Raw genomic sequence first — 25170 nt, 5'->3', positions numbered from 1 at the left:
TTGACAACTTCTATATATTAGCACGTTTAGAAGTTTGTGTCAACAACTTTTTTAATTTTCTTTTTCGCTAAGTTGTTGTTACGTCCTAGCGACATGTAATAATATACCAAGATTTCAGCATTTCGTCAACACTTTTTTATACATTTTTTTGTTTTTTTGCATATTTCATTGAAAAACTGTTGTTTAAAAGGATTTTCACAAAATTAAAAAGACTATTTTTCTGTATAAACAGTCTTTTTAGTCTTTTTTTATTCAATTAAATATGAAAAATCTGTTTCATCTTTTTTGACAATCATTAATAGACCGTCTCCCAGTGGTAGGATGCTACTTTCTAATGCATCATGTTTCATTACTACATCTAAAAAAGCATTTAGTTTTCGATGGATTGCTCTTGATCGTTTTGGTATTTCTTCTTTAGGAAGTAAAATTGTCCCGCCTTGTAAAACATCGTCTACAATCAACATTCCTCCTACTTTTAACAGGCGCATACATTCTGGAAAGAAATCATAGTATTTTGATTTCGCACTATCCATAAAAATAAAATCGTACGGTCCTTCTAAAGTAGGTAAGATATCCGATGCTTGTCCTTCTAATAGAGTAACTTTGTCCGTTAAACCTAATTTTTCATAGTTTGCTTTTGCTTTATTTATCATCACGTCAAAACGATCAATGGTTGTAACATGTCCCTCCTCTCCAACATGCTGAGCCATTAGGCTAGAAGAAAATCCGATTGCTGCTCCGATTTCTAGAATGTTTTTTGGTTTCAATTGTCCTAGCAATAAGTTTAAGAATACTACTGTTTCGTGTGGAATAATTGGAACTCCGTTAGCATTTGCAGTTCTTTCTATTTCACCAAGCTCTCCTGCAAGTGGTTTTTGTTGTTTTCGAATAAACTCTAGGACATCTTGGTTTACAACTGGTCGATACATCATTTCATTTCGTGCCATTTAAAAGCCTACTTTCTTATTTATACTATATTTTAAGAGAATTTATTTAGAAACTTGTTCTATTATAAAATTCTACTCCACAAGACACAAGCTTTTAATGAAAAAAAGTTTTATATTTCTTTGCAAATCTAGTTGAAAACATTTTACTCTAGCTCTTTATATGGTATTATCAAAGGAGTAGAGCCTTTTCATCAACTCATTAAATTATAAAGGAGGATACGATGATGTTAATAAAATCACTTTGTATTCCTAAGAAAAAATTAACGACTGTTAAGGAAACCGTTACTCTTCAAGAAGCTATTGAAATTTTGGAAAATTCTGGTTACCGTTGTATTCCAATTCTTGACGAAACCGGAACTATTTTCCGAGGTAATATTTATAAAATGCACATTTACCGTCATAAAGCGAATGGCGGAGATATGAGTTTACCTGTTACTCATTTGCTTAAAAATGCGACTAAATTCATTTCTGTTGATTCTTCATTCTTTAAAGTGTTCTTTACAATCAAAGAATTGCCTTATATTTCTGTATTGGATGAAGAAAATCGCTTTTATGGAATCTTAACCCATAGTTCTCTTTTAAACATGCTCCAACAATCTTGGAATGTTAAAGTAGGTAGTTATGTTCTAACTATAGCTTCTTCTGGTTTAAAAGGCGATTTAAGTAATATGACTAAAATCATCAATAAATACTGTACCATTGCAAGTTGTATTACACTTGACGTTGAGCAAGATGATTTAGTCCGTCGCACAATGATTACCTTGCCTGCTGGCGTTGAAGAAGAAAAACGCGATCAAATTATCGAGCATCTTGATAAACGTGGTTTTAGAGTCGTTGAGATTGAAGATTTAAAACATTTAAATTAAACTTATTTCCTAAAAAGAAGACATTGCTAAACTAATGACTAGTTTAGCAACGTCTTCTTTTTTATTTTTCAATTCTACGATTAAAATCTAGGTAGTCATTTAAGACTTTCATCACCGGCATTGTCAGTACTAGAACAATCATTTCGCCAATTCCTGTGGTTAAATAGGTTGCCCAAAATGGCAATCCAAATACCAAAACAAGTTCCCATGCAATAATTGCCATAGTGAGGCTGAAAATGATTGTATTAATCGTCATCTTAATCCAGACATTATTTATTTTCCGAATCAATCCACTAGTGATTAACAAAGCCAGCAACGATTGCCCAACACCAAACACCAAGTCATAGACTCCAAGGGAGGAGAAAAATAAATTTGAAATAAAGACTCCAGCTACGATTCCAATAATATACTTTTTATTAAAGACTACCAGATGATTGAACATCTCAGCAAATCTAAGTTGTACTGCTCCAAAAGATAACGGAGCTAATACCGCTGTTACTGCAACATATAGTGCAGCAACAATGGCGTTTGTAACTAACGTTTTTGTTTTCACTGCTATTTCCTCCTAGTTTTTTTTCGTGGGATGGTATGAATGAACCACGTTTATGAGACAAGCTCTTGATTAGTATAGCATATAACAGAAAAAAATCATCTGCTTTAAACAGATGATTTTATATAAGTATCAAACACTTCCAGTAAGTCCCACGCTGATTTCCAATGCTTCATCGACCTTTTGCATTAATTGAAAATCAATTTGAGTCACTTTATCTTTAAGTCGTTGTTTGTCAATTGTTCTAATTTGCTCCAATAAGATAACTGAATCTCTTTCTAAACCATGATTTTCAGCTGACACCTCGACATGGGTAGGCATTTTTGCTTTTTGAATTTTTGCAGTGATAGCTGCAACAATAACTGTCGGACTATAATGATTCCCAACATTATTTTGGATAATTAAAACAGGACGCATTCCGCCTTGTTCTGATCCAACTACCGGTGATAAGTCTGCAAAATAAACTTCTCCCCGTTTTACCATAGGCTATTCCTCCCTAGATACCTTGTTCAAACTTTGAACTTACGTCTTTTTCACAACCTTCAAATTCATTACAGATATCAAGGTTAATTTCAGACATTTCTGCGTATCCTTTGCGCATGGTATCATGATTTTTTTTATTTTCTTTAAAAAAACGAATCATTACAGCGTTGACAAATTCCGTTTCATCGGCTGAATATTTTGTACAATATTCTTGGATTTCTTGATAAATTAAGCCATCTAATTTAATTTCTAATGATTCTATTTTTTCATTTTCCATGATCCATACCCCCAAACAGTGCTATGTTAAATTTTATAGCTTTCGTTTTATGGTACCATGAAAAATAAAACTTTTAAATAGTCCTTTTTGAATTATTTGGCATATGTAAAATTTATCAGAAATTCCGTTCACAAATTAAACATAAATTCGAGGTACTCGTAATGTTAAACCACATATGATTTCATAACTAATTGTGTCCAAATGTTCTGCTAATTCTTCCATCGTTACTTGATCTGTCCCACTTTTCCCAACTAAAACCACTTGGGTTCCAACTGGATATTCTCTTGGCAAACGAATCATACATTGATCCATACAAATTCGTCCGATAATTTCACAGCGATTTCCGTCAACCAATACAGTTTGTCCTTGTAAGCTTCTACGCCAGCCATCCGCATAACCGATTGGAATCGTCCCTACCCATTCAGCCTTGTTCGCTTCGTAAGTAGCACCATAACTAACGGTATCGCCTGCTTGAATTTGTTTTACATGTACCAGTTCACTAATCAATTCCATTGCAGGTTCTAAAGAAACCGCTGATGATAAAGTCGTTCCTGATGGATTTAAACCATACATAGCAATTCCATAACGAACTAAATTCGTTGGTACTTGTTGATGCCACAACGCAGTTGCGCTATTTGCAACATGAATAAATTTCGGTTTGTTGTTTAGACTCGCTACTAATTCATTGAAAATCTTCAATTGTTTATTAAATTGTGTTTCATCGGCCTCGTCTGCTGTAGCAAAATGTGTGAAAATGCCTTCAAATACAACTGATTCAGATTGATTTAGATCGTTTTCTACCTCTTTCAATTCTGAAACTGTTCTAAACCCAATTCTTCCCATTCCAGTGTCTACCGCTAAATGAACACGTAATGGTTCTTTTTGTTGTATCATTCTTTTTTCAGCTTCTTTTAGCCACGCTAAACTACTCACTGTCACACTTACATTTTCAGCTGCTATAATAGGCGCAAATTCTGCATCAACAATTCCTAAGATTAGAATAGGTTCGGTAATTCCAGCCTTCCTTAATTCTAATGCCTCGTCTAATAATGCAACACAAAACCCAGATACCCCAGTATCTTTCGCAATTTTGGCAACCTCAACTGCCCCATGCCCATAACCATCTGCTTTTACAACTGCAAATAATTCACAGTCATCTCCTAGTCTTGTTTGTTCAATTTTTAAATTATGTTCAATTGCTTTTTTGCTAATTCTTGCGTATGTCTTGCGATGCATTCCTGAAACCAAAAAAATCCCACCTTTATTTTGTAGCAAAATATTAGGTATTTTCCAAGATCACTTGAGCTGCAGCAACGGTGTCTGTATGGGTAATGGTAATAAAAACATTTCCATTGAATGGTGATTTAGTAATACGTGGCTTGCCCATTTCATCATTCAATACTTCAATATCCAAAAAACCAACTTTGCCAATTCCTGTTCCCAAGGCTTTTGAAAAGGCCTCTTTGGCAGCAAATCTTCCCGCCAGAAATTCCATCTTGCGCTTTCCTTTTAATTGATTGAATACTTGCTGTTCATTTTCAGTTAATACTTTCAATGGAAAACTGACTTGCTTTTCATATGCTTTAACAATTCGTGGAATTTCAGTTAAATCTAAACCAATGCCAATAATCATTTAGAATCCCTCTTTTATGTATCATTTCTAATTGGCTTACTTACCATTGATTTAAAAAGCGGTAAAAGTTCGCAAACCTTTAATAAGTGTTACTAGCAGTAATTTTATCAAAAAAAAATACTTTTGTCACCTTTTAACCACTATTATTCTGATAAACATTAATATTTATGAGTTGTTATCTTATTTTTTTTATTTTTCCTTAATAACAGAATTTCTTTACGTTGATTAAAGTCTAATTTTCATCGCTTTTAGAGCAAAAAAAGAAGCAACTTCTATAGAAATAGAAGTTGCTTCTTGAAAATTAATCTTTATTACGAATCGTAAAGTTGCGATCTCCGCCACCATTGCGACGGTTATCTGTTGCTTTACCACGGTTGCCGCCACCACTCTTACGAGCTTCGCCACTTCCGTTACTGCTACTACGTTTGCTATCTTTACTCCAATTTCCATTAGAGCTAGCTCCGCCACCACTGCGACGATTATCTTTACCTGAGCGGTTGCCTCCGCCGTTTCCACGACGTTCGCCACCACGGTATGATGAACCACCTTTACTACGGCCGCCACCACTACGGTTGCCACCGCCACCGCCGCCACCTTTACGGTTTGGAAGTGGACGCTCTGGGGTGATTTTAACTGGAACTTCGCTTGCATCTTTTGAAATACTCTTCAAGAATGCTGCTGCTAAGTCAGTTGCATCATAATCTTCTAATAATTGTGCTGCTGCTTTTTCATAACGTTCTAATTCAGCAGAATTAATAATTTCTCCTGCTGTTTCCATTGCTGCTTTGATTTGGCCTTCGAAAGCTTCATCATTGGTTGGTGGACGTAATGCAGTCATTTTTTTCTTCGTTAATTCTTCAATTACTCGTAGGTAGCCCATTTCATTTGGTGTAATGAATGTTACTGACATCCCTTCTTTACCAGCACGTCCTGTACGACCGATACGGTGAACATAACTTTCTGGATCTTGTGGAATATCATAGTTGTATACATGCGTAACTCCCGAAATATCTAATCCACGAGCTGCTACATCGGTTGCAACTAAAATATCTAAATCGCCTTTTTTGAACGATTTCAAAACACTCATACGTTTTTGTTGTGATAAATCTCCGTGGATTCCTTCAGCACGGTAACCGCGCATTTCTAATCCTTTAGACAATTCATCAACGCGACGTTTTGTACGTCCAAATACGATGGTTAATTCTGGAGTTTGCACATCTAGTAAACGAGTCATCACATCAAATTTTTCGAAGTCTTTACAACGAACGAAATATTGATCAATCAAGTTAGCCGTCATTTCGGTTGCTTTGATTTTAACATGTTCTGGCTCTTTCATAAATTTAACACCGATACGTTTGATAGCATCTGGCATCGTTGCTGAGAATAATAATGTTTGACGAATTGATGGTACTTCTTTGATGATTTTTTCGATATCTTCTAAGAATCCCATGTTTAACATTTCATCTGCTTCATCTAATACTAGAGTTTCAACGTGATCTAATTTTAATGTGCGACGGTTGATATGGTCAAGTAAACGACCTGGTGTACCAACAACGATATGTGGTTGGTCTTTTAAAGCACGGATTTGACGGCTGATATCAGCTCCACCATAAACTACTTGTACGCGAACTTTTTTATCACGGCTTAAACGGAACAATTCTTCTTGTGTTTGAATTGCTAATTCACGTGTTGGCGCAATAACTAAACCTTGGACAGTACGATTGGTAATGTCGATTTTTTGTAGCATTGGTAAACCAAATGCTGCTGTTTTACCTGTACCTGTTTGTGCTTGACCAATTACATCTTTTCCTTCTAAAGCTAGTGGAATGGTTTGATCTTGAATTGGTGTTGCTTCCTCAAAGCCTAAGCGTTCTACGGATTGTAGTAATTCTGGTGATAATCCTAATTCTGAAAATTTCAATATATTTCCTCCCATTTACAAAACCTTAAAGAGAGATTTTTGCGAAATACAGGCAATAAAAAAACCTTCTGCTGTCAGTCCATATAAAAACCCGGTGTCTGATTGACGATTTCGTCATGCACCAGGCCCTTCATTTCATATAAAAACTTGGGTTTGTTTCTCCAAGTTTCGTTTTCTCGCGTATCTATTCACAAAACCCTCAATGGTTTCATTTTCTGTTATCTAAGCAATGTTACCATGTTTCATTCTAATTTTCAATCAAATTACACTATTGTTTTCATGAACACGTTTTCTATTTTTATTTACGACATCTAAAATACAAGAAAATTTTTTCTTTTTTTGTTATAAATAAAAAAAGAAAGGCTATTGCTAGCCCTTCTCTTAGTCTCTTCCGCCAAAAATTCTTAAAATACTCAAGAAAATGTTGATGAAATCTAAATATAAACTTAATGCGCCACTAATGGCAATTGATCCAAGCGTTTCTTGATCTTGGTAGTGCATGTAAATTTGTTTTAGTTTTTGTGTATCATATGCTGTAAATCCGATAAAGATTAAAACGGTGATAATTGATAGCACGAAATCTGCTGGTCCGCTTTTCAAAATAAAGCCGTTTACAACGGTTGCAATAATCAATCCGATTAACGCACCTCGTAATTGTCCGCCGAATGAACTCATGTCTTTTTTCGTTACGAATCCTACAAAACTCATCCCAGCAAATGTTCCAGCTGTGATCATAAATGCAGAAGCAATGCTTCCCAAGTTATAAACAAGGAAAATTGAAGACAATAAGACTCCATTCACGATTGAAAATGCAGTGAATCCTACAATGGAAGAACCTACTGATCGTAATTTTTTGCCATTAGATGCTAGTTTAAAAACTAAGAACAGTTCTAAAACAACTAATGCAATCAGACCAAATGGACTGCCGTAAACAAATCTCATAATGATCGGGCTTTGTGATGCATAAAAAGCTGTCACGCCTGATAGTGCTAACCCTAGCGTCATATATCCATAAACAGTAGCAAAGAAGCGTGACATTCCTTCTGTAGCTACTTCTCTTCGTTGATTTTGCATTGTATCTACCCCTTTAAATCTAATTTATTATACCTAATAGTATAACAGAAAGTTCCGATGGTTGCACTCCGTCCAAAGACTGATTCAATCGATCGTTTGAATCGCTGTAACAACCGCTAAAAGATTCGTTCCAAAACTTGATTTCACTAAGATGTGGTCATTTGATTGAATAGACTCTGTTAAATCTGCAATCAACTGCTCTTTATCTGCTGCATAATAATGAACTTTCTCTGGTGAAAAAGTGGATGTTAATTTAGCAAAAAGAACACTCATTTCTGTTCCATATAAATAGACTTCTGAAATTTTTTTCGGATTTAAATGCTCAGCTACGCTTTCATGCATTTCTTTTGAAAGCTCGCCCAACTCCAACATGTCTCCTAAGACAGCTATTTTTTTCCCTTGATTTTCTAATTCACTAAAATTATCTAAGACGGCGTTCATTGCAGTGGGATTTGCGTTGTAAGCATCATTTAAAATCATACTGTTGTTAATCCCTTTTAGCCATTCTGTTCTATTTTTTGTTAAATTAAATTTTGCCAAGAACGGTGCTGACTCTTGAATAGGAATCGCTAACTTTATTCCCACAGTTAACGCAGCAAGTGCATTGCTAACATTATATGTGCCAAGAACCGGAATGGAGCAGCTGACTTCTGGCGCTGTATTTGTTATAAAGGTTGTTTCCATCATTCCAGATTGAATCGTAAGTGGATAAAGATCATTCGTCTCTTTCATTCCAAAAGTAGCAAGTTGTTTTGTGGGTAGATTACTTGTTTTTTCGACTAGCAGCGGCTCTTCCCCTGGGAAAATCAGACAACCGGTTTCTTTTAAGCCGGCTGTGATTTCCATCTTAGCATCCGCAATTCCTGCTCTTGATCCCAAGTATTCAATATGGGACTCGCCAATCATTGTAATGACCGCAATATCGGGTTGTGCTAGCTTAGAAAGCAATTCAATTTCTCCAGCATGGTTCATGCCCATTTCTAAAATCACTACTTCTGTGTCTGAAGGCATTTCTAAAATCGTAATCGGCAAGCCAATATGGTTATTAAAATTCCCTTGCGTTTTATGAACGTTGTACTTTGCACTTAAAACAGCTTCTGTCATATCTTTTGTCGTAGTTTTGCCATTGCTCCCCGTAATTCCAACAACTTTAGGTCCAATTTTTTCAAGGTAATATTTTGCAAGTTGTTGTAAGGCTAGTAATGAATCTTCAACTTGGATAACTGGAAAATGTGCTGGAGCTTGATCTAATGGTGCACTCCAAAAAGATGCAGTTGCACCATTTTCAATCGCGCTGTGAATAAAATCGTGTCCATCATTTGCTCCCTTAAGAGGAACAAATAAAGAACCTTTCGTTGATTTACGTGTGTCAAATTGAACGTTCTCAATTGTAAGGTCTTCCCATTGTGTACTATCATTTACTGCCCCTACTGCTTGAGCAATTTCTTTCAGTGTTAACTTCATTCTTTTTCCTCCAGTTTAAAATCGTAATCGGTCGATTTTACCGTTTATTATACTCGAAAAGCTGAACACATTCGCGTCCAGCTTTTCTACTATCCCATCAAATTAGCTTTCTTCTGAATACTGAAAAGCTTGACGCTCTTCAAATCTTCTTAGGGCTAATTGAATCAATTCTTCAACTAAATCTCCGTAACCTAAACCAGTATTTTCCCATAATAATGGATACATGCTAAATTGAGTAAAGCCAGGCATTGTATTGACTTCATTGATAAAAATTTCATCGTTGCTAGTTAAAAAGAAATCACAACGACTTAAACCACTTCCGTCAAGTGTTTGGAAGGCTCTTGCTGCGTACTCTCTTAATTGACCCGATACTTCTTCAGTTACTTTTGCTGGAATCTGTAACGTTACTTCGTTGTTGATGTATTTAGACTCATAGTCATAAAAATCAACGGTTTTAACGATTTCTCCTGGAACGGATGTATGAATATCTGAATTCCCAAGAACTGCTACTTCAAGTTCTCTTGCTTCAATTCCTTGTTCTACAACGATACGACGATCATATTTTAAAGCTTCTTCAATCGCATCAATCAATTCTTCACGATTTCCAGCTTTGCTAATTCCTACGCTTGATCCCATATTAGCTGGCTTTATAAACATTGGATATAAAAGCGTTCCTTCACATTGCATAAAGACTTTTTCAGCATCTGTTGACCAGTTATTTTTTAAAACCGGAACGTATGGTACTTGAGGAAGACCTGCTTGTTGAAAAAGATATTTGCTGATAATTTTATCCATTCCACATGCACTTGCTAAAACTCCAGCGCCTACATAAGGCATTCCAATCACTTCAAATAATCCCTGAATGGTCCCATCTTCTCCATTTGGTCCGTGTAGGACTGGGAAAATAACAGCGTCCTCTTGTTTGATACTTATTGGGCTGATTTCAACGCCAGTCGAAATTGCTCCCTCTTTAATCGCCAGAACAGCTTCACCGGCTTCTTCAAATTTTAATGCATCCGCACTGATGACAGGGGATTCTAAAGTCATACCTTGTAGCCATTTGCCTGATTTTGTAATATAAATAGGTTCAACATCATAATATTTATAGTAAATTTCTTTAGTGATTGAAAAGGCTGTTAAAATTGAGACATCATGTTCTGCACTTTTACCGCCATAGATTAGAAAGATTTTCATCTTATTCGTTCCTCCAAGTGTTACTCAAAGTTTATTTTTTTAGTTATTTTTTACATTAATTCAAAGGTATTGTATCACACTTTTGTTATCCTTGAAATAATAAAATGTCTCATCAATCTCTAAGTTTCGCTTAAGATTCTCAAATTTCATCTTCTAATGTGAGGTTAATTTCAAACCGATTACCCCGATTATAATCATGCCTACAAATAAGAATTTTTTCCAATTTCGATTTTCTCCAAGGAAAAACATTCCCCACAAGACTGTCGAAGAGGCGCCAATTCCTGTCCAAATTGCGTAGGCTACGCCGATTGGGATGGTTCGAGTTGCTAATGACAGCAAGTACAATCCTGTTCCCATAATGATAACAGAAAGAATACCTTCTTTTTTATTTTTGAATCCATCTGATTTTTTTAGAAAAATAATAAAACCCAGTTCACATGCTCCTGCAATTATTAAATATAAGATACTCATTTTTCATCACCGTCCTCAGTCATTTTCAACCCTAAGATACCGCCCAATAAAATTAATAATGAAATAATTTTCCAAAAACTCACATTTTCGCCTAACCAAAGCATGCCCATTAAAGCTGTCCCTGCTGTTCCAATTCCTGTAAAAATAGCATAGGCTACGCCGATACCTAATTTTCTCATGGCTTTTTCTAAGGCAACAAAACTAATGATAATAAACACGATCGCAATTATACTTGGAAGCAGAACCGTAAAACCGTTTGATTCATTTAAAAAATAAGCCCAAACAATTTCTAGCACGCCTGCAATTAATAAATAAATCCATTCCATTTTCATTTCCCCGTTTCTTTTCTATTTTTTTATTGTTTTTTACTTTTTTAATTCAGCCATCGCCAGTTGGAATCTTTTTCAAATACATTTTATTCTCTCCTGTTCTTTCTAAAATAAAAAGAAAAAAGCCCTAGAATGCGTGGCACATTCTAAGGCCGAAATTCTCTCAAACATCTCTATAATTTAATTAAATACTTGATAATAAGGGTAACTTTTCTTCAACTGTCCAACTACCAGTCTCTTGATTGTAACAAACCACTCCAACTAGGTCTTTTCCAGAAAAACTATTTGTATTAATTGCTCGCAAGCGATCTTCTAACAAATAAATTGGAATGCAGTAACAATCCCCCTCCACGGTAACATGTTTCAAAGAAAGAAGCACGCCTTCTTTTAGGTAGGGAACAATTTCTTTGATTGTTTCTAATGGGAGTTTTTCAATGACTTTGCTTTTCTGGAAAAAATTTCGTTTTTCGTTAATTTTAGCTTCTAATGCTTCTCTGATACTTTTTCCAAGCAAATTATAAAATTGATCTAAATAACGATAATAAACTTTATTCATGCCATCTGACAACGTCAAATAAATATAGTTGTTTTGTAACTTATAATAAAATGGAGAATGCAAGTGTGTATGTGCATGCGCAATATAAAGAAGCTCTGAAATTTCAACAGGTGTCAGTTGACGTAATAGTTCTAAATTTTCAAAATCCACCCATTTGTACTTAATTTCTGAACGACCAGCTTCTTCTAAAAACCGACGTACATTTTCACGGTCACGAACGATACGAAATCCTGTATGAGTTTCGTATTCTCCAATTCCTTTTTCAGTATTTAGGAGGAGAATGTTGTTAGGTATTTTTTTTAGTGTTTGCTGAAAGTCAACCACCGTAATGCCCTTACTCAACACATGGTTCGTAACACTATCTAAATGTACGTATATATATTCTGAAGCCATGATATGATTTACCCCTCCTATTCGATTTTTGTCTTATAAATAACATTGTACTACTAAACAAGAAACTAATCTGTATCAAAACCATGATAAGACTATTACAGTTTGAATTCGAAACACAAGGATTGCGTCAATCTGATTACAAAATGGATTTACATCGCTTCTAATCGTGCAATTCTTTTTTCAGTAGCTGGGTGCGTTGAAAATAAGGAATCTTTGCTTTCTTTTTTTAACGGATTTTCAATGTATAATGCTGCGCTACTTGGATCTGCTGATTTCATTGGTTCGCTTTGAGAAATTTTATTTAATGCAGAAATTAACCCTTGAGGATTTCTTGTTAATTCGACTGCAGACGCATCTGCTAAATATTCGCGATTACGAGAAAGAGCAAGCTGAACTAAGGTTGCAGCTAAGGGAGCTAGAATCATCAAAATAATTGAAATAACCAACATAATTGCAGAGCTTCCATTGTCATTTTTGCTATTGCTGCTACGTCGCCCTCCACCAAACCACATCATTCTTGTCCCAATATTAGCCAATAGTGCAATAGCTGCTGTTAACGCTAGTGCAATAGTCGATAAACGAATATCATAGTTTCGGATATGTGAAACTTCGTGAGCCATAACGCCCTCTAATTCTTCTCGGTTCAACTTCTCTAAAATACCAGTCGTCGCTGCCACTGATGCCGTTTCTGGAGAATTTCCTGCTGCAAAAGCGTTTGGACTTGGATCATCGATGATATAAATTTTCGGCATCGGAATTTTTGCAATCAAAGATAGTTCTTCTACTACATTCCACAACATTGGGTACTGCTCTTTACTAGTTATTTCCCTGCCTTTATTCAATCCCATTACAACTTTAGTTGAATTTAAAACCATGATTCCCATGTAAATCGCAGCAATAATTGCCGCCATAATGATTCCAGTTGTAATGCTATTGAAGTTAGCATATCCCACGGCTGCACCAATTAGCAAAATCAAAAGAAAAAATGCAAACATGACAAGCACGGTCTTCCGTTTATTTTGCTCAATTTGTTGATGTAACACAAAAATCCCTCTTTTCTATACAACTATTTTTATGATAAGAAAAAACCCTTGCGAAAAAGAAAGGAGTTTCCCCTGACTTTAACCACTAAGGGTCACTATCCTTTTATTTGATAAAAGGTCTACCTTTGTCGAAAGATAGACCTTTTGTTCAATTAGAAGGATACTTTTGGAACAACTTTTTCTTCTGTTGGTGTTTCTAACATCGCTTCTTCTGTAAAGTGATGTGCTTTAGCAACAATGTTGCTTGGGAATGATTGTAGTTTAATGTTGTATGTCGCTACACTTGAATTATACAGTTGGCGCGCATAGGCAATTTTATTTTCAGTTGTTGTTAATTCTTCTTGTAATTGGATAAAGTTTTGGTTTGCTTTTAAGTCAGGATAGCTTTCACTTAAGGCAAATATTGTTTTTAATGAATCGCTTAATTGATTTGAGACTTTCATTGTTTCTTCGTGGTTATCTGCTGGAACTTGTGTTAATTGGTTACGCATTTCAACTACTTTAGCTAGGGTTTCTTTTTCGTGACTTGCATACCCTTTAACTGTTTCTACTAGGTTCGGAATTAAATCATTACGGCGTTTTAATTGAACGTCGATTTGGCTCCATGCTTCTTTAACCCACATTCTTGCTTTAACTAGACCATTATATAAACTAATGTAAACTAGTACTAGTAATACGATAATAACAATTGCAATAATTAATCCCATACCAAATCGCTCCCTTGTGTTTTTATAGTTTAAATATAGCAAAGAATTCTCTAAAAGGAAAGCAAAGTTTCCGTTAAGTTTTCTTAACTAAACCGTAAAAAAATTGTAGGTTTTAAGCAAAACCTACAATTTTAAAGATCCTTACTCTCCTTCTAATGGTGATTGATCTAAGAAGGCTTGTAACATCCAAATATTTTTTTCAATTTCAGTTTTGTAGGCAATCAACATATCTTGTGTTGAATCATCGCCAGCTTCCCCTGTTAATTCGATTCCTTCGCTGATTTCATCACGAATAATGCGGTAATCATGAACAACTGAAGCTACCATGTCATTGGCACTGATTTTTTTTTTGTAGGGTTTTTCTTCGATTGATGCGTGTTCCAAATATTCAGCTAGTGTTGAATACGGTGCGCCTCCAATCGCAATTAAACGTTCTGCAATTTCATCGCTATTTGCTGCAATGCTGTTAAATAATTCTTCAAATTTTTCATGAAGTGTATAAAAACTAGCTCCTTGTACGTACCAATGATGTTGATGGAACTTTGTATATAAAACTCCGTGATTGGCTACCTGTTTGTTTAAAATAGCTTTGACATCAATATTCGTTTTTTGCATGTTTTTTCATCCTCCAATTGTTTTTTAAATAAATTCTTACTTTATAATTATTATAAAGTAAAACGACTCTTTTGTCCATTCATTCCGACAAGAAAGCTTCTGTTCCTTTAATTATAACTTTTCAATAGCTGAAATACAATAAATAGCCTTTAAAGAATCTTGTCATTTAGGTAGCTTCAATGCTATGATAAACTGAGTATTTTAACGAAAGGATGAGCTTATGTATTTTATTGAAACGTCTTTTTTCCCAACTACTAACTATTCAGTCTCAACTAGTCCATTTTTCAACCATTACACCATAAAAGAACTCCCTAAAGCTTACCTGCACTTATTGGACGAACAAAATGGAGGTTACTTAACTAAAAATGCTCTACCAACCAGCGAACCGACTCGTGACGGACTTGATATGGTAGCAATTCATACTATTTTAGGTATCCAAAAAGAGGGGACACCTAGTATTCTTGAGCAAAAAGAACTTCATGAAGCTTTTCATTTACCTGATTATTTTATTGTTTTTAGTTATCAAAATGAACAATTTTTTGGTTTTGATTATTCCATTTTAAATACAAATGGAGAACCTAAAATTCGTTATATTGATACAGATACGGATCAATGGCTATACTTAGCCGATTCATTTGAAGAATTTTTGCTTTTGTTGCGTAAAGATTCATTTACTTTAAATGATGCAAAAGAACTCTCTTTAATTGAGGCTAATCATATTTTTTTGATTGGAGAAAATTTTGAAATTGAAGAATTGTTAACTCGCTTTGAAACAACCATTCATAAAGAATGGTACTTTAACTGGCTTGCTTATCTTGCCAAGTCCAAGCAACCATCGCTTGTTGCCGCTTCTCTTCAAGCATTCGAAACTCAAGTTTTCTATTTCCATTCAAAATTACCCGAATCTGTAAATGACTTAGTCTCTATTTTTTTAAGTCTTGAAACTCAAAAAAACTCGCCTACTTTAGTTGCTATTTTAAAAGAATTGAAAGAGAACTAAAAAAACAAGCAAAACGCCTTTGTTGGGCGCCTTGCTTGTTTTTTATTTAGTCACATTTTTTTCAATATCAAATGCTTTTTTCATTTCTTTTGTTGCACTTTTAATAGGTACTTTTTTGACAAATTCACCTTGCACAACTAAACGTTTTGAGCCATCTGGATTACATGTAACTAATGTCAATAAGGTTTTCCCTTCAACATCATCAATTAAATCAACACGATCTGGATTGACGGTTTCAATAAACGAGGTTTTGTAAACATAGACATCTGTTAAATCAGTTAAATAGATCTCATCATCCATCTTTAATTTGTATAAGGGACTAAATAGTAAATCTTTATCGATCATGTTATGCCCCGCTAAGGCGTAATTTCCTTCTCCCATCACTTGATCTTCTTTCATAGTTCCTGCCCCAACTGCTAAATTATAATTAGAAACACCTTTTATAATTGGCAAGTTAATGTTTACTCCCGGTATCGCAATTCCACCTACAACAGCCATTTTATCTTGATATAGTCTTGCTTTAGCGATTGTTTCTAAATCTAAATCTACTACTTTATCAAAATCAAATTCACCTTTGGTTTGATTATTTTTTTCAATACTTGCTGCTGATACATTAGAGACCGCATTTTTATTAGACATTTGACCGATGATCCAGTATTTTATTGGGTTACTAAATATTAAAAGCAAACCAATAATCAGTAGCAAACCTGCTAAAACATTGATTACCTTGTTTTTGGTACTTTTTTGCTGTTTATTTTTAACCATTTTTTAGTTTCCTCACTTTTTACATAATAGTAGTAATAGTATAACTTAAATTCTTTCTTTTGGATAGTTGCTTTACTTTTTTTTAACGATTGAAAAAATTCCGGAATTTCTGATGCTAAGGGGTTACCCACTAATCACTAAGATTCATTATTTAGTGTAAATTGGATTTCTTTTTATAGCTACTATCCTCTTCCTTAAATTTGGTGATTTTTGAATTGTGGATTAAAAATACTTTCTACTTTTTGCTAGTTTATTTTCTCCATTTTTGTTGGCCGAGATATCCCTGGTTCTTTTTCAACTAGTGTACTAAAAAAAAATGTTGCTCGGCCACTACTGTCAATAATAAAAGAATAGTTTAGTTTATGACTTTCAGATGTAAAGGAAAACTTCTCATTCTCAACTGCTAATACAGCATCATCGGTCGTTAAACTAGCTAGACCATCATCACCATCCGCGTCATTGTTCTTAAATTCTAATTTGTAAACATTTGCTTCTTGTGTTTCAGAAACTTCTATTTCATAATTATCTTCCATAGAAAGCCAAGTCCCTGTTAGTTGACTAATTTTTAATTTTTGATCAGATTTATCAGGCTTATTCCTTAAACCCGTATTCTGATCCTCTATTTTTTTGTTTCTATACTTGATTGGCTACATCCTGCCAAAATCACAATCAAATAAGCAATCAAAAGCTTTTTCATGTCAACATTCCTTTTTTAAAAACGAATGTAATTAAATTATGCTTCATTCTCAAAAAAATAAAAGTTAAACCGTTAAAAAATCATTACAAAATGGGTTAATCCTACTCAAAGAAACAAAAAAAGATTCACTTGAATTACTGCTATAACAGTAATTCAAGTGAATCTTTAAGCTATCTTTCTTATTCTGCTGCGTTTGCGTCTGCAAGACCGTATTTTTTGTTGAAACGATCCACACGTCCGTCTGCTTGGGTGAATTTTTGACGCCCAGTATAGAATGGATGTGAGTCAGATGTAATTTCGACACGGATTAATGGGTAAGTTTCGCCATTTTCCCATTCAACAGTTTCTTGTGAGTGTTTTGTAGAACCTGACAAGAATTTAAAACCTGTTGTTGAGTCCATGAAAACTACTGGATGGTATTCTGGATGAATTCCTTGTTTCATATCTTATTCGCTCCTTTGCCCTGATTCATTTGCTGTACCAGAGTTATTTTTTGTCTAATGACAACATTAAAATAATACCATGAACTTTGTTAGATTGCAATCTATTTTCTTTTAGTTTCTTGTTCTATTTTTTTACTTTTTTGTTGGACGACGCAATTTATTTTGGCTGAAGGTTTCATCTGTAAACTGTTTAAAGAACTCATTATTGGTCTTGGTTTTTTTAAGAATCGTAATCAATTTATTGGTGTATTCTAATGAATCACCCGTCATTGCTCGTCTTAGTTTCCAGATTTCTTCTAATCGTTCTGAATCCATTAGCAGATCTTCTTTTCTGGTACTTGATTTTTTAATATCAATTGCTGGAAAGATTCGACGTTCGGCTAATTCTCGTGAAAGATGCAATTCTGAATTTCCAGTTCCTTTAAATTCTTCATAGATAATATCATCCATTCGACTTCCTGTATCAACTAAGGCTGTCGCTAGTATCGTTAAACTTCCACCTTCTTCAATATTTCGAGCCGCTCCAAAGAAGCGTTTCGGACGATAAAATGCAGCTGGATCGATTCCGCCGCTTAATGTTCGACCGCTTGGTGGGACTACTAGGTTATAAGCTCTTGCAAGTCTTGTGATACTATCCATTAAAATAATCACGTCACGCTTATCTTCGACTAAGCGCATCGCACGTTCCAGTACTAATTCTGTTACTCTAACATGGTTTTCAGGTTTTTGGTCAAAGGTGGAGGACACGACATCTCCTTTAACACTACGTTCAATATCCGTTACTTCTTCTGGTCGTTCGTCAATCAGTAAAATAATGAGTTCGGCATCGGGATAGTTTTTTGAAATTCCATTGGCAATTTCCTTTAGTAAAATAGTTTTCCCCGCTTTAGGTGGGGCTACAATCAGTCCTCTTTGACCAAACCCTACTGGGGCTAAAATATCGACCATTCGTGTTGGAATTCTTGTTTGTTCTGTTTCTAAGTGGATTTGTTTGTCTGGATATAAGGCCGTCAATGCAGGAAAATGAGGGCGTTCTTTTGCTTCTTCTGGATTCTTCCCATTCACTGAGTTTACATGCATTAAACCGTAGTAACGCTCTGACGGTTTAGGTGGTCTCGCTTTTCCTGTAATTTTATCTCCATTTCGCAATCCAAAACGTCTGATTTGTGACACTGAAATATAAATATCTTCTTGGCTTGGTGTGTAATTAATTGGGCGTAAAAAACCGAAGCCTTCTTGCGAGACAATATCCAAGACCCCTTCTGCGATAAAAAAACCTTGCTTTTCTTCTTGCATTCTCAATACAGCTAATGAGAGTTCTTTTTTGTTCATTTGACTATAGTATGGAATTTTAAATGCCTTTGCAAATCCGTAAATCTCTTTTAATGTTTTATTCTCTAGTTCTGCTAATGTTAATAAATCGCCCATATACGTAACTCCTATTAGTTTTCGATTTCACTCATTTTAATATCTGCACCTAAATTGGTTAATTTTTCAACAATATTGTCATAGCCTCGTAAGATGTTTTCTACTCCGGTAATCGTTGTTGTGCCTTCTGCCATTAATCCTGCTGTTACTAGGCATGCTCCTGCTCTTAAATCACTCGCTTCTACTTCTACGCCTTTCAAAATGGCTGGTCCTTCTAGTAAAATCATATCGCTTTCTACTCGTGCAGTTGCTCCCATTCTTACTAACTCAGGGATGTGCTTAACGCGTTTTGGATAGATGGTGTCCACAATCGTACCTTCTCCTTGCGCTTTTAGTAGTAACGGTGTTAGGGGTTGTTGTAAATCTGTTGCAAATCCTGGATATGGCAAGGTTTTAACGCTAACCATTTTTAAGTTTTTAGCTTCCAAGACCCGAATGCTATCTTCGCCGATTTCCATTGGAACGCCCATTTCTTGCATTTTAGCGATTAATCCTTCTAAATGTTCAAAAATAACATTTTTAATAACAACATCCGTTCCAACTGCTCCTGCTATGGATAAGTACGTTCCGGCTTCAATTCGATCAGGAATTACGGTGTGACGACAGCCGTGCAGTTCTTCTACGCCTTCAATTCGAATCACGTCGGTTCCGGCACCTCTAACTTTTCCACCCATATTGTTTAGCAAGGTTGCCACATCAATAATTTCAGGCTCGCGGGCAGCATTTTCAATAATCGTTTTGCCTTTTGCTTTAACGGCTGCCAACATTAAATTGATGGTTGCTCCAATTGATACGACATCTAAATAAACTCGTGCGCCGACTAACCCTTCTTCACTTGTTCTTAAGTACATTGCACCCATTTCATTATCAACTGTTGCGCCTAATGCTTCAAAACCTTTAATGTGTTGATCGATTGGTCTTGGTCCTAAGAAACAGCCTCCTGGGAGCCCTACAACACCTTGTCCGTATTTAGTTAACAAAGCTCCCATAAAGTAGTAAGAAGCTCTTAGACTCTTGATTTTTCCACTTGGCATTGGAATTGAAACCATGTTTGTTGGATCAATTGTCAAAGTTGAACCTTTAAAATCAACTTCAACTCCCATAATCGTTAATATTTCAATTAATGAATGAACATCTTGGATGTCTGGAACCCCTTCTAACGTTACTGGCGAATCGGCTAATATTGCTGCTGGAATCAGTGCTACGGTACTATTTTTAGCACCACTAATCGTCAGTTCACCTGATAATGGCTTTCCGCCATTGATCACTAATTTTTTCATAAATTTATATCCTCACTTTTCTATAGTAACAATCATTTAAGTTCGTTTTAATCTCAATTTTATTTTGTCCCTAATAACCATAATAGAAAAGAAAAGGCAAAAATACAATAGTTCATTTATTAAGTTTCGAATTACTTTGTGAACTTTGAATAGCTTATTGAAAAAAAATAACAAAAATGTCAGCCTCTTTTTAGTTTAAAGAGACTGACATTTGCTAGGATACAATCGTTTTGATACCGACTGCTTTTCTGATCCTTACTGCTAAAAATGAAGCAACTATTGCTTTTATAATATCTAAAGGTAAGAATACTGAGATGCTTGTAGTAATTAAGACACTTAAACTAATGGGTGTTTCCAAAACAATGTTCATCAAAAAGTAAGCATAACTAATACCGATACTATAAAGAACAGGAATACTGATGACAGAAATCGTAACTAGTGATTTAAAGGAAGCATTTTTATTAGCTACGCTACCAATCATTGCTGCGATGACAAATCCTCCTATTAAATAACCAAATGAAGGTTTTAGTAAACTTTGCAATCCCCCCATCCCTCCTGCGAATACTGGAAATCCTACTAAACCTAGTACTAGGTATAAACCAATCGTCAACATGCCTTTTTTGGCGCCTAGTAAAGCTGGTATTAAAATCATAAAAAGAACTTGCAACGTAATCGGGATTGGCCCAATTGGAATCATAATTAAAGAAGAAATAGAAAGTAATGCTGTACATAGTGCTATTTGAATCCTATCTTTTGTCGTTAGTTTCATCTAAACGCCCCTTTTAGTTTAAGAATAAATGCTTTTTTTACAGTCTACTTCAAATTACGTTAACTTTCAAGTTTTTTTAGGTTAACGTAATTCAGAAAATAAAAAAGTCTTAAAATGACGAATTGCCATTTTAAGACTTTAAAAGGGTTATTTTGATTGAAGTGCTGCTCCAATAAATCCAGTAAATAATTTTTGTGGACGTGTTGGACGTGAAATCAATTCTGGATGGAATTGACAGGCAACATAGAATGGATGATCTGATAATTCAACGATTTCAACTAAACGGTTGTCTGGTGAAACGCCTGAAAAGACCAATCCTGCTTCTTCTAAGGTTTGACGGTACTCATTGTTAAATTCGTAACGGTGACGGTGACGTTCTTCAACAACTTCTGCATTGTCGTAAGACTTAGCGGCCACTGTTCCTGGCACTAAATGACATGGGTATAAACCTAAACGTAAGGTTCCACCTAAGTTTTCGATATTTTCTTGATCACTCATCAAATCAATAATGTTGTTTTCACAATTTGGATTTGTTTCTGCTGAATCGGCATCTGCTAAGCCTGCAACGTTACGGGCAAATTCAACACAGGCTAATTGCATTCCTAAACAGATTCCTAAGAATGGAACTTTATTTTCACGAGCGTAACGAATTGCTGAGATTTTCCCTTCTAATCCACGATCGCCAAAACCGCCTGGTACTAAGATACCATCGGCTTCTTTTAACATTGACGCAACGTTTTCGTCTGTTACGTGTTCTGCGTTGACCCAATCAATTTGAATATCTGAATCGTATTCAAAACCGGCATGTTTTAATGCTTCAACAACTGATAAATAAGCATCTGGTAATTCAACGTATTTTCCAACTAATGCAATTCTTGTCATTTTTTTCAAGCCTAATACTTTTTCTTCTAGTTTGATCCATTCAGTCATATCCGCAACAGGAGCGTCTAATTTTAAATGATCGCAAACAATTTGATCCATGTTTTGTGCTTGTAATGCTAATGGAATTGAGTAAAGAGTTTCAACGTCACGTGATTCAATCACTGCTTCTGGGTCAACGTCACAAAATGATGCTAACTTGTCTTTCAAGCTTTGTGGTACTGGTTTTTCAGTACGAACCACTAAAATGTTTGGTTGAATTCCTAAGCTGCGTAATTCTTTCACGCTGTGTTGTGTTGGTTTTGTTTTCATTTCGCCAGCTGCATTTAAATAAGGAATCAAGGTTGTATGGATGTACATCACGTTATCCGCACCAACATCAGCTTTCATTTGACGTAATGCTTCTAGGAAAGGCAATGACTCGATATCTCCAACCGTTCCACCGACTTCTGTAATGACGATATCAGAATCCGTTGTTTGACCTGCACGCATGATTTTTTCTTTGATTTCATTGGTAATATGTGGAATAACTTGCACGGTTGCGCCTAAATATTCCCCTTTACGCTCTTTACGTAATACTTCTGAATACACTTTGCCAGTTGTTACGTTTGAATATTTGTTTAAGTTAATATCAATAAAACGTTCATAATGACCTAAATCTAAATCTGTTTCCGCACCATCATCGGTTACAAAAACTTCACCATGTTGGTATGGGCTCATCGTTCCTGGGTCTACGTTGATGTATGGATCAAATTTTTGAATGGTTACTTTTAGTCCACGATTTTTCAACAATCTTCCTAGAGATGCTGCTACAATCCCTTTTCCTATTGAAGATACAACGCCACCTGTTACAAAAATATACTTGGTCATTAAATCGAACTCCTTTGTGTGTTTTTTTGAAATAATCGATAGTTTTTTTCACTTGTTTCCTCTCTCTTTAAGCTAAGAATGAACAAAGAATAAAACAATCTTATTTCTGAAATCTCGTTTCTTACAAACTAAACCTTGCCTAAAAAATAAAAACAGACGCTACTTAGCTTCAATAGCAATCTTGTTTGCATTTTTTATTTAGGGTACTGAAAACAAAAAACAAAGCTCCCCATCCATAAATGAACGGGGAGCGTGATTATCGTTTATCTCATCGGTCCTTCAAGATTACTCTTTAGGGAGCCCAATAAAGATAATACAATCAAAACAGACAATCGTCAAGGCATTTATTTTTTGATTTAAGTGAAACGAGCCTACATCAACTTAAATCGTCAAAAAAAATGTCGACTGACTTGCTGAAATCAACAAAAAAAGAAAAACTCTCCCAAAAAGGAAAGTTTTGTCAATTCATTAAATTGGGTTGATTTCATCTTCTGAATCGAAGTCATCTTCTTCTTCGTCTTCATCAATTAAAGTTAAAGAACCTTCAATTCCATCTGGAAGTTCGTCTTCTTCATCTTCGTCTGTCCCTAATTCAGTTAAGTCAGATTTGTATTCGCCAAGATCTTCTGTACTTTCATCATCAACAACAACACCTTCGTCATCCACTAAGACAACATCTTCATCTTCTGGATCGTCATCGTTGTAATCAATTACATCATCATCGACATTTGGAACAAATGCACTCACTTTTTTACGTTTTTTACGACGTGGAGCCTCTTCTTCAGTTGAATGAGTTACTTCTTCATCGATTGAATCGATTGGATACCATGAACGTAACCCCCAACGATTGTCTCCTAAAGAAATAAAACTACCATCAATATTTAAATCTGTATAAAATTGCGGAGTATTTTTTTTCACTTTTGCAGCAGAAGTGCCTAAAAATTTCTGAATTTGTTCAACGAGTTCAGAAAAATCCATCACGTCTCCTTTTTGTTCTAAAATGGCATGAGCTACTTCAATCATTGACAATTCATCTTTTTTCATACCGTCAAATCGTTTTAATTCCACATTCGCCACGTCCTTTCAACAGTCTACTCTTTATCATACAATATTTAGGCAGTAAAAAGCAATTGTAATTTGTATTCTCCTAATTTTTCTTTTCCCATATAGAGATCGTAATGGATTTCTAGATTGCCACGAAAGGGTTGATCCATCAAACTAATTTGCAAATGATTGGTCATTGTTTCTAATGAAACTACTCCTTGAGGGGTCGTATAGTGTGTCACATAACGTTCACCTTTGCCAAAACGTAATTTTGTTCTTGTTTCTCCTGCTCGAATCAACCCCACAGTTCCATCTGGTTCTATTTTAATTGTAACTGGGGTCTCGCCTTCGGTTTCTTCTTTGTAACGCACATAGAGGGTATCTCCCATTTGAGTGGCTTGCCCCATTACATCGAAAGTGTGGTTTTCTACTGCTTCATATTGTGTAATCGTTGTTGATAATTGAATGTTTACTGGGGTTATTTTTTTTAAGCTCATTTTTTTACTCCTTTTGTTTCTTAGTATAGTTGTTCTGCAATGGATTGATCGATAATCAAGGTATTTATTACATGATTGTTTAATAGGGCTTGAATGCTTGTTCCTTTAGTTGATCCTGACGCAATTGCCACTACATTGGGAATTTGAACCAAGTCTTCAATTGTCATTCCCATCATTCGCTTCGTTAAATCGGTGACAACGGTTTGGCCTGTTTTATCAAACAAAGAGGCTACCGCATCTCCAACAATTCCTTGTTTTTTTGCTTGTGTCAGCTCTTTTTTTCCAATATAACCGAGTTCTTTCCAAGTGGTATTGTCTAAAGGATTTCCCACACCAATTACGGCTAACTCAACTTTACGGGCATCAGACATTGCGGTTTCAACTACGGTTGATTCTGCTAGTAATTCTTTTAATTCAATGGTGTCAGCCAATGCTGGTGCGTAAAAATAGCTACACTGAGCAGATAATTTTTCAGCTAATAAAAAGGTCAAATGGTTGGCATCTAAATAAACATGTTGGCTTTGGATACCACCAACTAAAGGATGGATCGTTATTCCTGGCTTTGATAAATAAGGCATTTCGTCAATAACTTCTGCAATCGTCGTCCCCCAAGAAAGGCCTATTTTAGCATCCTTTGTTAGGTGTGTAGTTAAATAGGAAACTGCCGCTTTAGCCACATTATGCTTAATCGTACTTTTGGAAAATTCGATGCTTTTAGGAACTACAATTACATCATTTAGTTGATATTTTTTTTCAATTTCTAAGGCCAACGCAATCGAATGTGCATTTTCATCTTTGACGTAAATTTCAACAATGCCTTCCTGTCTCGCAAGTTGTAGCATTTTTGAAATAACGGGTCTTGAAATGTTCATTTTTTTGGCAATTTCTGCTTGGGTTTTTCCTTCGCTGTAATACATGGTAGCCGCTTTTAATAGGTTGCGTCGATCTTCGGTAATTCTCAACGTATCCCCCCTT

Annotated in this window: 28 protein-coding genes and 1 riboswitch; of the genes, 2 read left to right on the top strand and 26 right to left on the bottom strand. The window is 35.3% G+C overall.

Going from position 1 to position 25170, the window contains the following annotated elements; all coding sequences use genetic code 11:
* Window positions 1-248: 248 nt before the first annotated feature.
* Window positions 249-947 carry an O-methyltransferase gene (locus tag CDIMF43_RS04145; protein WP_074402353.1) on the bottom strand — a complete coding sequence of 233 codons (699 nt, stop codon included), beginning with the start codon at window positions 945-947 and terminating at the stop codon, window positions 249-251.
* Window positions 948-1171: 224 nt separating this feature from the next.
* Here CDIMF43_RS04145 and cbpA point away from each other — a divergent pair, with 224 nt between their 5' ends.
* The gene (gene cbpA, locus CDIMF43_RS04140) at window positions 1172-1813 is read left to right on the top strand and encodes a cyclic di-AMP binding protein CbpA (RefSeq protein ID WP_034571575.1); all 642 of its coding nucleotides are present in this window, start codon (window positions 1172-1174) and stop codon (window positions 1811-1813) included.
* Window positions 1814-1874: 61 nt separating this feature from the next.
* Here the strand turns inward: cbpA and CDIMF43_RS04135 are convergent, their stop codons facing one another.
* From CDIMF43_RS04135 to CDIMF43_RS04065, 15 genes are all read right to left on the bottom strand, one after another.
* Window positions 1875-2366, bottom strand: a complete 492-nt coding sequence (locus CDIMF43_RS04135) for a QueT transporter family protein (protein WP_074402352.1) — start codon at window positions 2364-2366, stop codon at window positions 1875-1877.
* A 6-nt stretch (window positions 2367-2372) separates the two neighbouring features.
* Window positions 2373-2420: riboswitch (PreQ1 riboswitch) on the bottom strand.
* A 75-nt stretch (window positions 2421-2495) separates the two neighbouring features.
* Window positions 2496-2846, bottom strand: a complete 351-nt coding sequence (locus CDIMF43_RS04130) for a type II toxin-antitoxin system PemK/MazF family toxin (RefSeq protein ID WP_034571581.1) — start codon at window positions 2844-2846, stop codon at window positions 2496-2498.
* Window positions 2847-2859: 13 nt separating this feature from the next.
* Window positions 2860-3123: a hypothetical protein gene (locus CDIMF43_RS04125; RefSeq protein ID WP_074402351.1), complete on the bottom strand. Its 264-nt coding sequence runs from the start codon at window positions 3121-3123 to the stop codon at window positions 2860-2862.
* 135 nt (window positions 3124-3258) lie between these two features.
* Window positions 3259-4371, bottom strand: coding sequence for an alanine racemase (alr, locus tag CDIMF43_RS04120; RefSeq protein WP_109841268.1), 1113 nt, complete (start codon window positions 4369-4371; stop codon window positions 3259-3261).
* Window positions 4372-4402: 31 nt separating this feature from the next.
* Complete coding sequence (gene acpS / locus CDIMF43_RS04115) at window positions 4403-4756, bottom strand: holo-ACP synthase (RefSeq protein WP_074402349.1); 354 nt, start codon at window positions 4754-4756, stop codon at window positions 4403-4405.
* Window positions 4757-5057: 301 nt separating this feature from the next.
* A complete protein-coding gene (cshA, locus tag CDIMF43_RS04110; RefSeq protein WP_162532908.1) occupies window positions 5058-6677 on the bottom strand; it encodes a degradosome RNA helicase CshA in 1620 nt (539 codons plus the stop codon).
* A gap of 381 nt (window positions 6678-7058) precedes the next feature.
* The gene (locus CDIMF43_RS04105) at window positions 7059-7751 is read right to left on the bottom strand and encodes a Bax inhibitor-1/YccA family protein (RefSeq protein ID WP_074402347.1); all 693 of its coding nucleotides are present in this window, start codon (window positions 7749-7751) and stop codon (window positions 7059-7061) included.
* Window positions 7752-7835: 84 nt separating this feature from the next.
* Complete coding sequence (locus CDIMF43_RS04100; RefSeq protein WP_109841266.1) at window positions 7836-9215, bottom strand: UDP-N-acetylmuramoyl-tripeptide--D-alanyl-D-alanine ligase; 1380 nt, start codon at window positions 9213-9215, stop codon at window positions 7836-7838.
* A 102-nt stretch (window positions 9216-9317) separates the two neighbouring features.
* Window positions 9318-10409, bottom strand: coding sequence for a D-alanine--D-alanine ligase (locus CDIMF43_RS04095; RefSeq protein WP_109841265.1), 1092 nt, complete (start codon window positions 10407-10409; stop codon window positions 9318-9320).
* A 153-nt stretch (window positions 10410-10562) separates the two neighbouring features.
* A complete protein-coding gene (locus tag CDIMF43_RS04090; RefSeq protein ID WP_074402344.1) occupies window positions 10563-10880 on the bottom strand; it encodes a DMT family transporter in 318 nt (105 codons plus the stop codon).
* Window positions 10877-11206: a DMT family transporter gene (locus CDIMF43_RS04085; RefSeq protein WP_074402343.1), complete on the bottom strand. Its 330-nt coding sequence runs from the start codon at window positions 11204-11206 to the stop codon at window positions 10877-10879. Before CDIMF43_RS04085 ends, CDIMF43_RS04090 begins: the two co-directional genes overlap by 4 nt.
* Window positions 11207-11393: 187 nt before the next feature.
* A complete protein-coding gene (locus CDIMF43_RS04080) occupies window positions 11394-12158 on the bottom strand; it encodes a hypothetical protein (RefSeq protein WP_074402342.1) in 765 nt (254 codons plus the stop codon).
* A gap of 149 nt (window positions 12159-12307) precedes the next feature.
* A complete protein-coding gene (gene htpX, locus CDIMF43_RS04075; RefSeq protein ID WP_109841264.1) occupies window positions 12308-13201 on the bottom strand; it encodes a zinc metalloprotease HtpX in 894 nt (297 codons plus the stop codon).
* A 152-nt stretch (window positions 13202-13353) separates the two neighbouring features.
* Window positions 13354-13908, bottom strand: a complete 555-nt coding sequence (locus CDIMF43_RS04070) for a LemA family protein (protein WP_034571614.1) — start codon at window positions 13906-13908, stop codon at window positions 13354-13356.
* Between the two features lie 141 nt (window positions 13909-14049).
* A complete protein-coding gene (locus tag CDIMF43_RS04065) occupies window positions 14050-14523 on the bottom strand; it encodes a Dps family protein (protein ID WP_109841263.1) in 474 nt (157 codons plus the stop codon).
* Between the two features lie 220 nt (window positions 14524-14743).
* On the opposite strand from CDIMF43_RS04065, the gene CDIMF43_RS04060 reads away from it, so the two are divergent.
* Window positions 14744-15523: an SMI1/KNR4 family protein gene (locus CDIMF43_RS04060; RefSeq protein ID WP_109841262.1), complete on the top strand. Its 780-nt coding sequence runs from the start codon at window positions 14744-14746 to the stop codon at window positions 15521-15523.
* A gap of 42 nt (window positions 15524-15565) precedes the next feature.
* On the opposite strand, the gene CDIMF43_RS04055 is transcribed toward CDIMF43_RS04060, so the two are convergent.
* The 10 genes from CDIMF43_RS04055 to CDIMF43_RS04010 form a co-directional block, all read right to left on the bottom strand.
* Entirely contained in the window at window positions 15566-16288 is a 723-nt protein-coding gene (locus tag CDIMF43_RS04055; RefSeq protein WP_109841261.1) for a class A sortase, read from the bottom strand.
* 245 nt (window positions 16289-16533) lie between these two features.
* Window positions 16534-16821 (bottom strand): hypothetical protein, encoded by a 288-nt coding sequence (locus CDIMF43_RS04050; RefSeq protein WP_109841260.1) that lies wholly within the window; start codon window positions 16819-16821, stop codon window positions 16534-16536.
* Window positions 16822-17164: 343 nt separating this feature from the next.
* Window positions 17165-17428, bottom strand: coding sequence for a type B 50S ribosomal protein L31 (locus CDIMF43_RS04045; protein WP_034571636.1), 264 nt, complete (start codon window positions 17426-17428; stop codon window positions 17165-17167).
* Window positions 17429-17560: 132 nt separating this feature from the next.
* Window positions 17561-18856 (bottom strand): transcription termination factor Rho, encoded by a 1296-nt coding sequence (gene rho, locus CDIMF43_RS04040; RefSeq protein ID WP_074402333.1) that lies wholly within the window; start codon window positions 18854-18856, stop codon window positions 17561-17563.
* A 14-nt stretch (window positions 18857-18870) separates the two neighbouring features.
* Entirely contained in the window at window positions 18871-20136 is a 1266-nt protein-coding gene (locus CDIMF43_RS04035; RefSeq protein ID WP_074402332.1) for a UDP-N-acetylglucosamine 1-carboxyvinyltransferase, read from the bottom strand.
* Between the two features lie 214 nt (window positions 20137-20350).
* Entirely contained in the window at window positions 20351-20905 is a 555-nt protein-coding gene (locus CDIMF43_RS04030; RefSeq protein ID WP_074402331.1) for a biotin transporter BioY, read from the bottom strand.
* Window positions 20906-21052: 147 nt separating this feature from the next.
* Window positions 21053-22654: a CTP synthase gene (locus tag CDIMF43_RS04025; RefSeq protein ID WP_034571647.1), complete on the bottom strand. Its 1602-nt coding sequence runs from the start codon at window positions 22652-22654 to the stop codon at window positions 21053-21055.
* A gap of 468 nt (window positions 22655-23122) precedes the next feature.
* Window positions 23123-23722, bottom strand: a complete 600-nt coding sequence (rpoE, locus tag CDIMF43_RS04020) for a DNA-directed RNA polymerase subunit delta (RefSeq protein WP_074402330.1) — start codon at window positions 23720-23722, stop codon at window positions 23123-23125.
* Window positions 23723-23766: 44 nt separating this feature from the next.
* On the bottom strand, window positions 23767-24195 hold the full coding sequence (locus CDIMF43_RS04015) for a YwiB family protein (protein ID WP_074402329.1): 429 nt from the start codon (window positions 24193-24195) through the stop codon (window positions 23767-23769).
* Window positions 24196-24215: 20 nt separating this feature from the next.
* Entirely contained in the window at window positions 24216-25157 is a 942-nt protein-coding gene (locus tag CDIMF43_RS04010) for a sugar-binding transcriptional regulator (protein WP_109841259.1), read from the bottom strand.
* Between the last annotated feature and the right edge of the window lie 13 nt (window positions 25158-25170).

It is taken from the genome of Carnobacterium divergens (assembly GCF_900258435.1).
GTDB lineage: Bacteria > Bacillota > Bacilli > Lactobacillales > Carnobacteriaceae > Carnobacterium > Carnobacterium divergens_A.
Note: the sequence above shows the minus strand (reverse complement) of the source record. Positions and strands in the feature narration are given on the sequence as shown.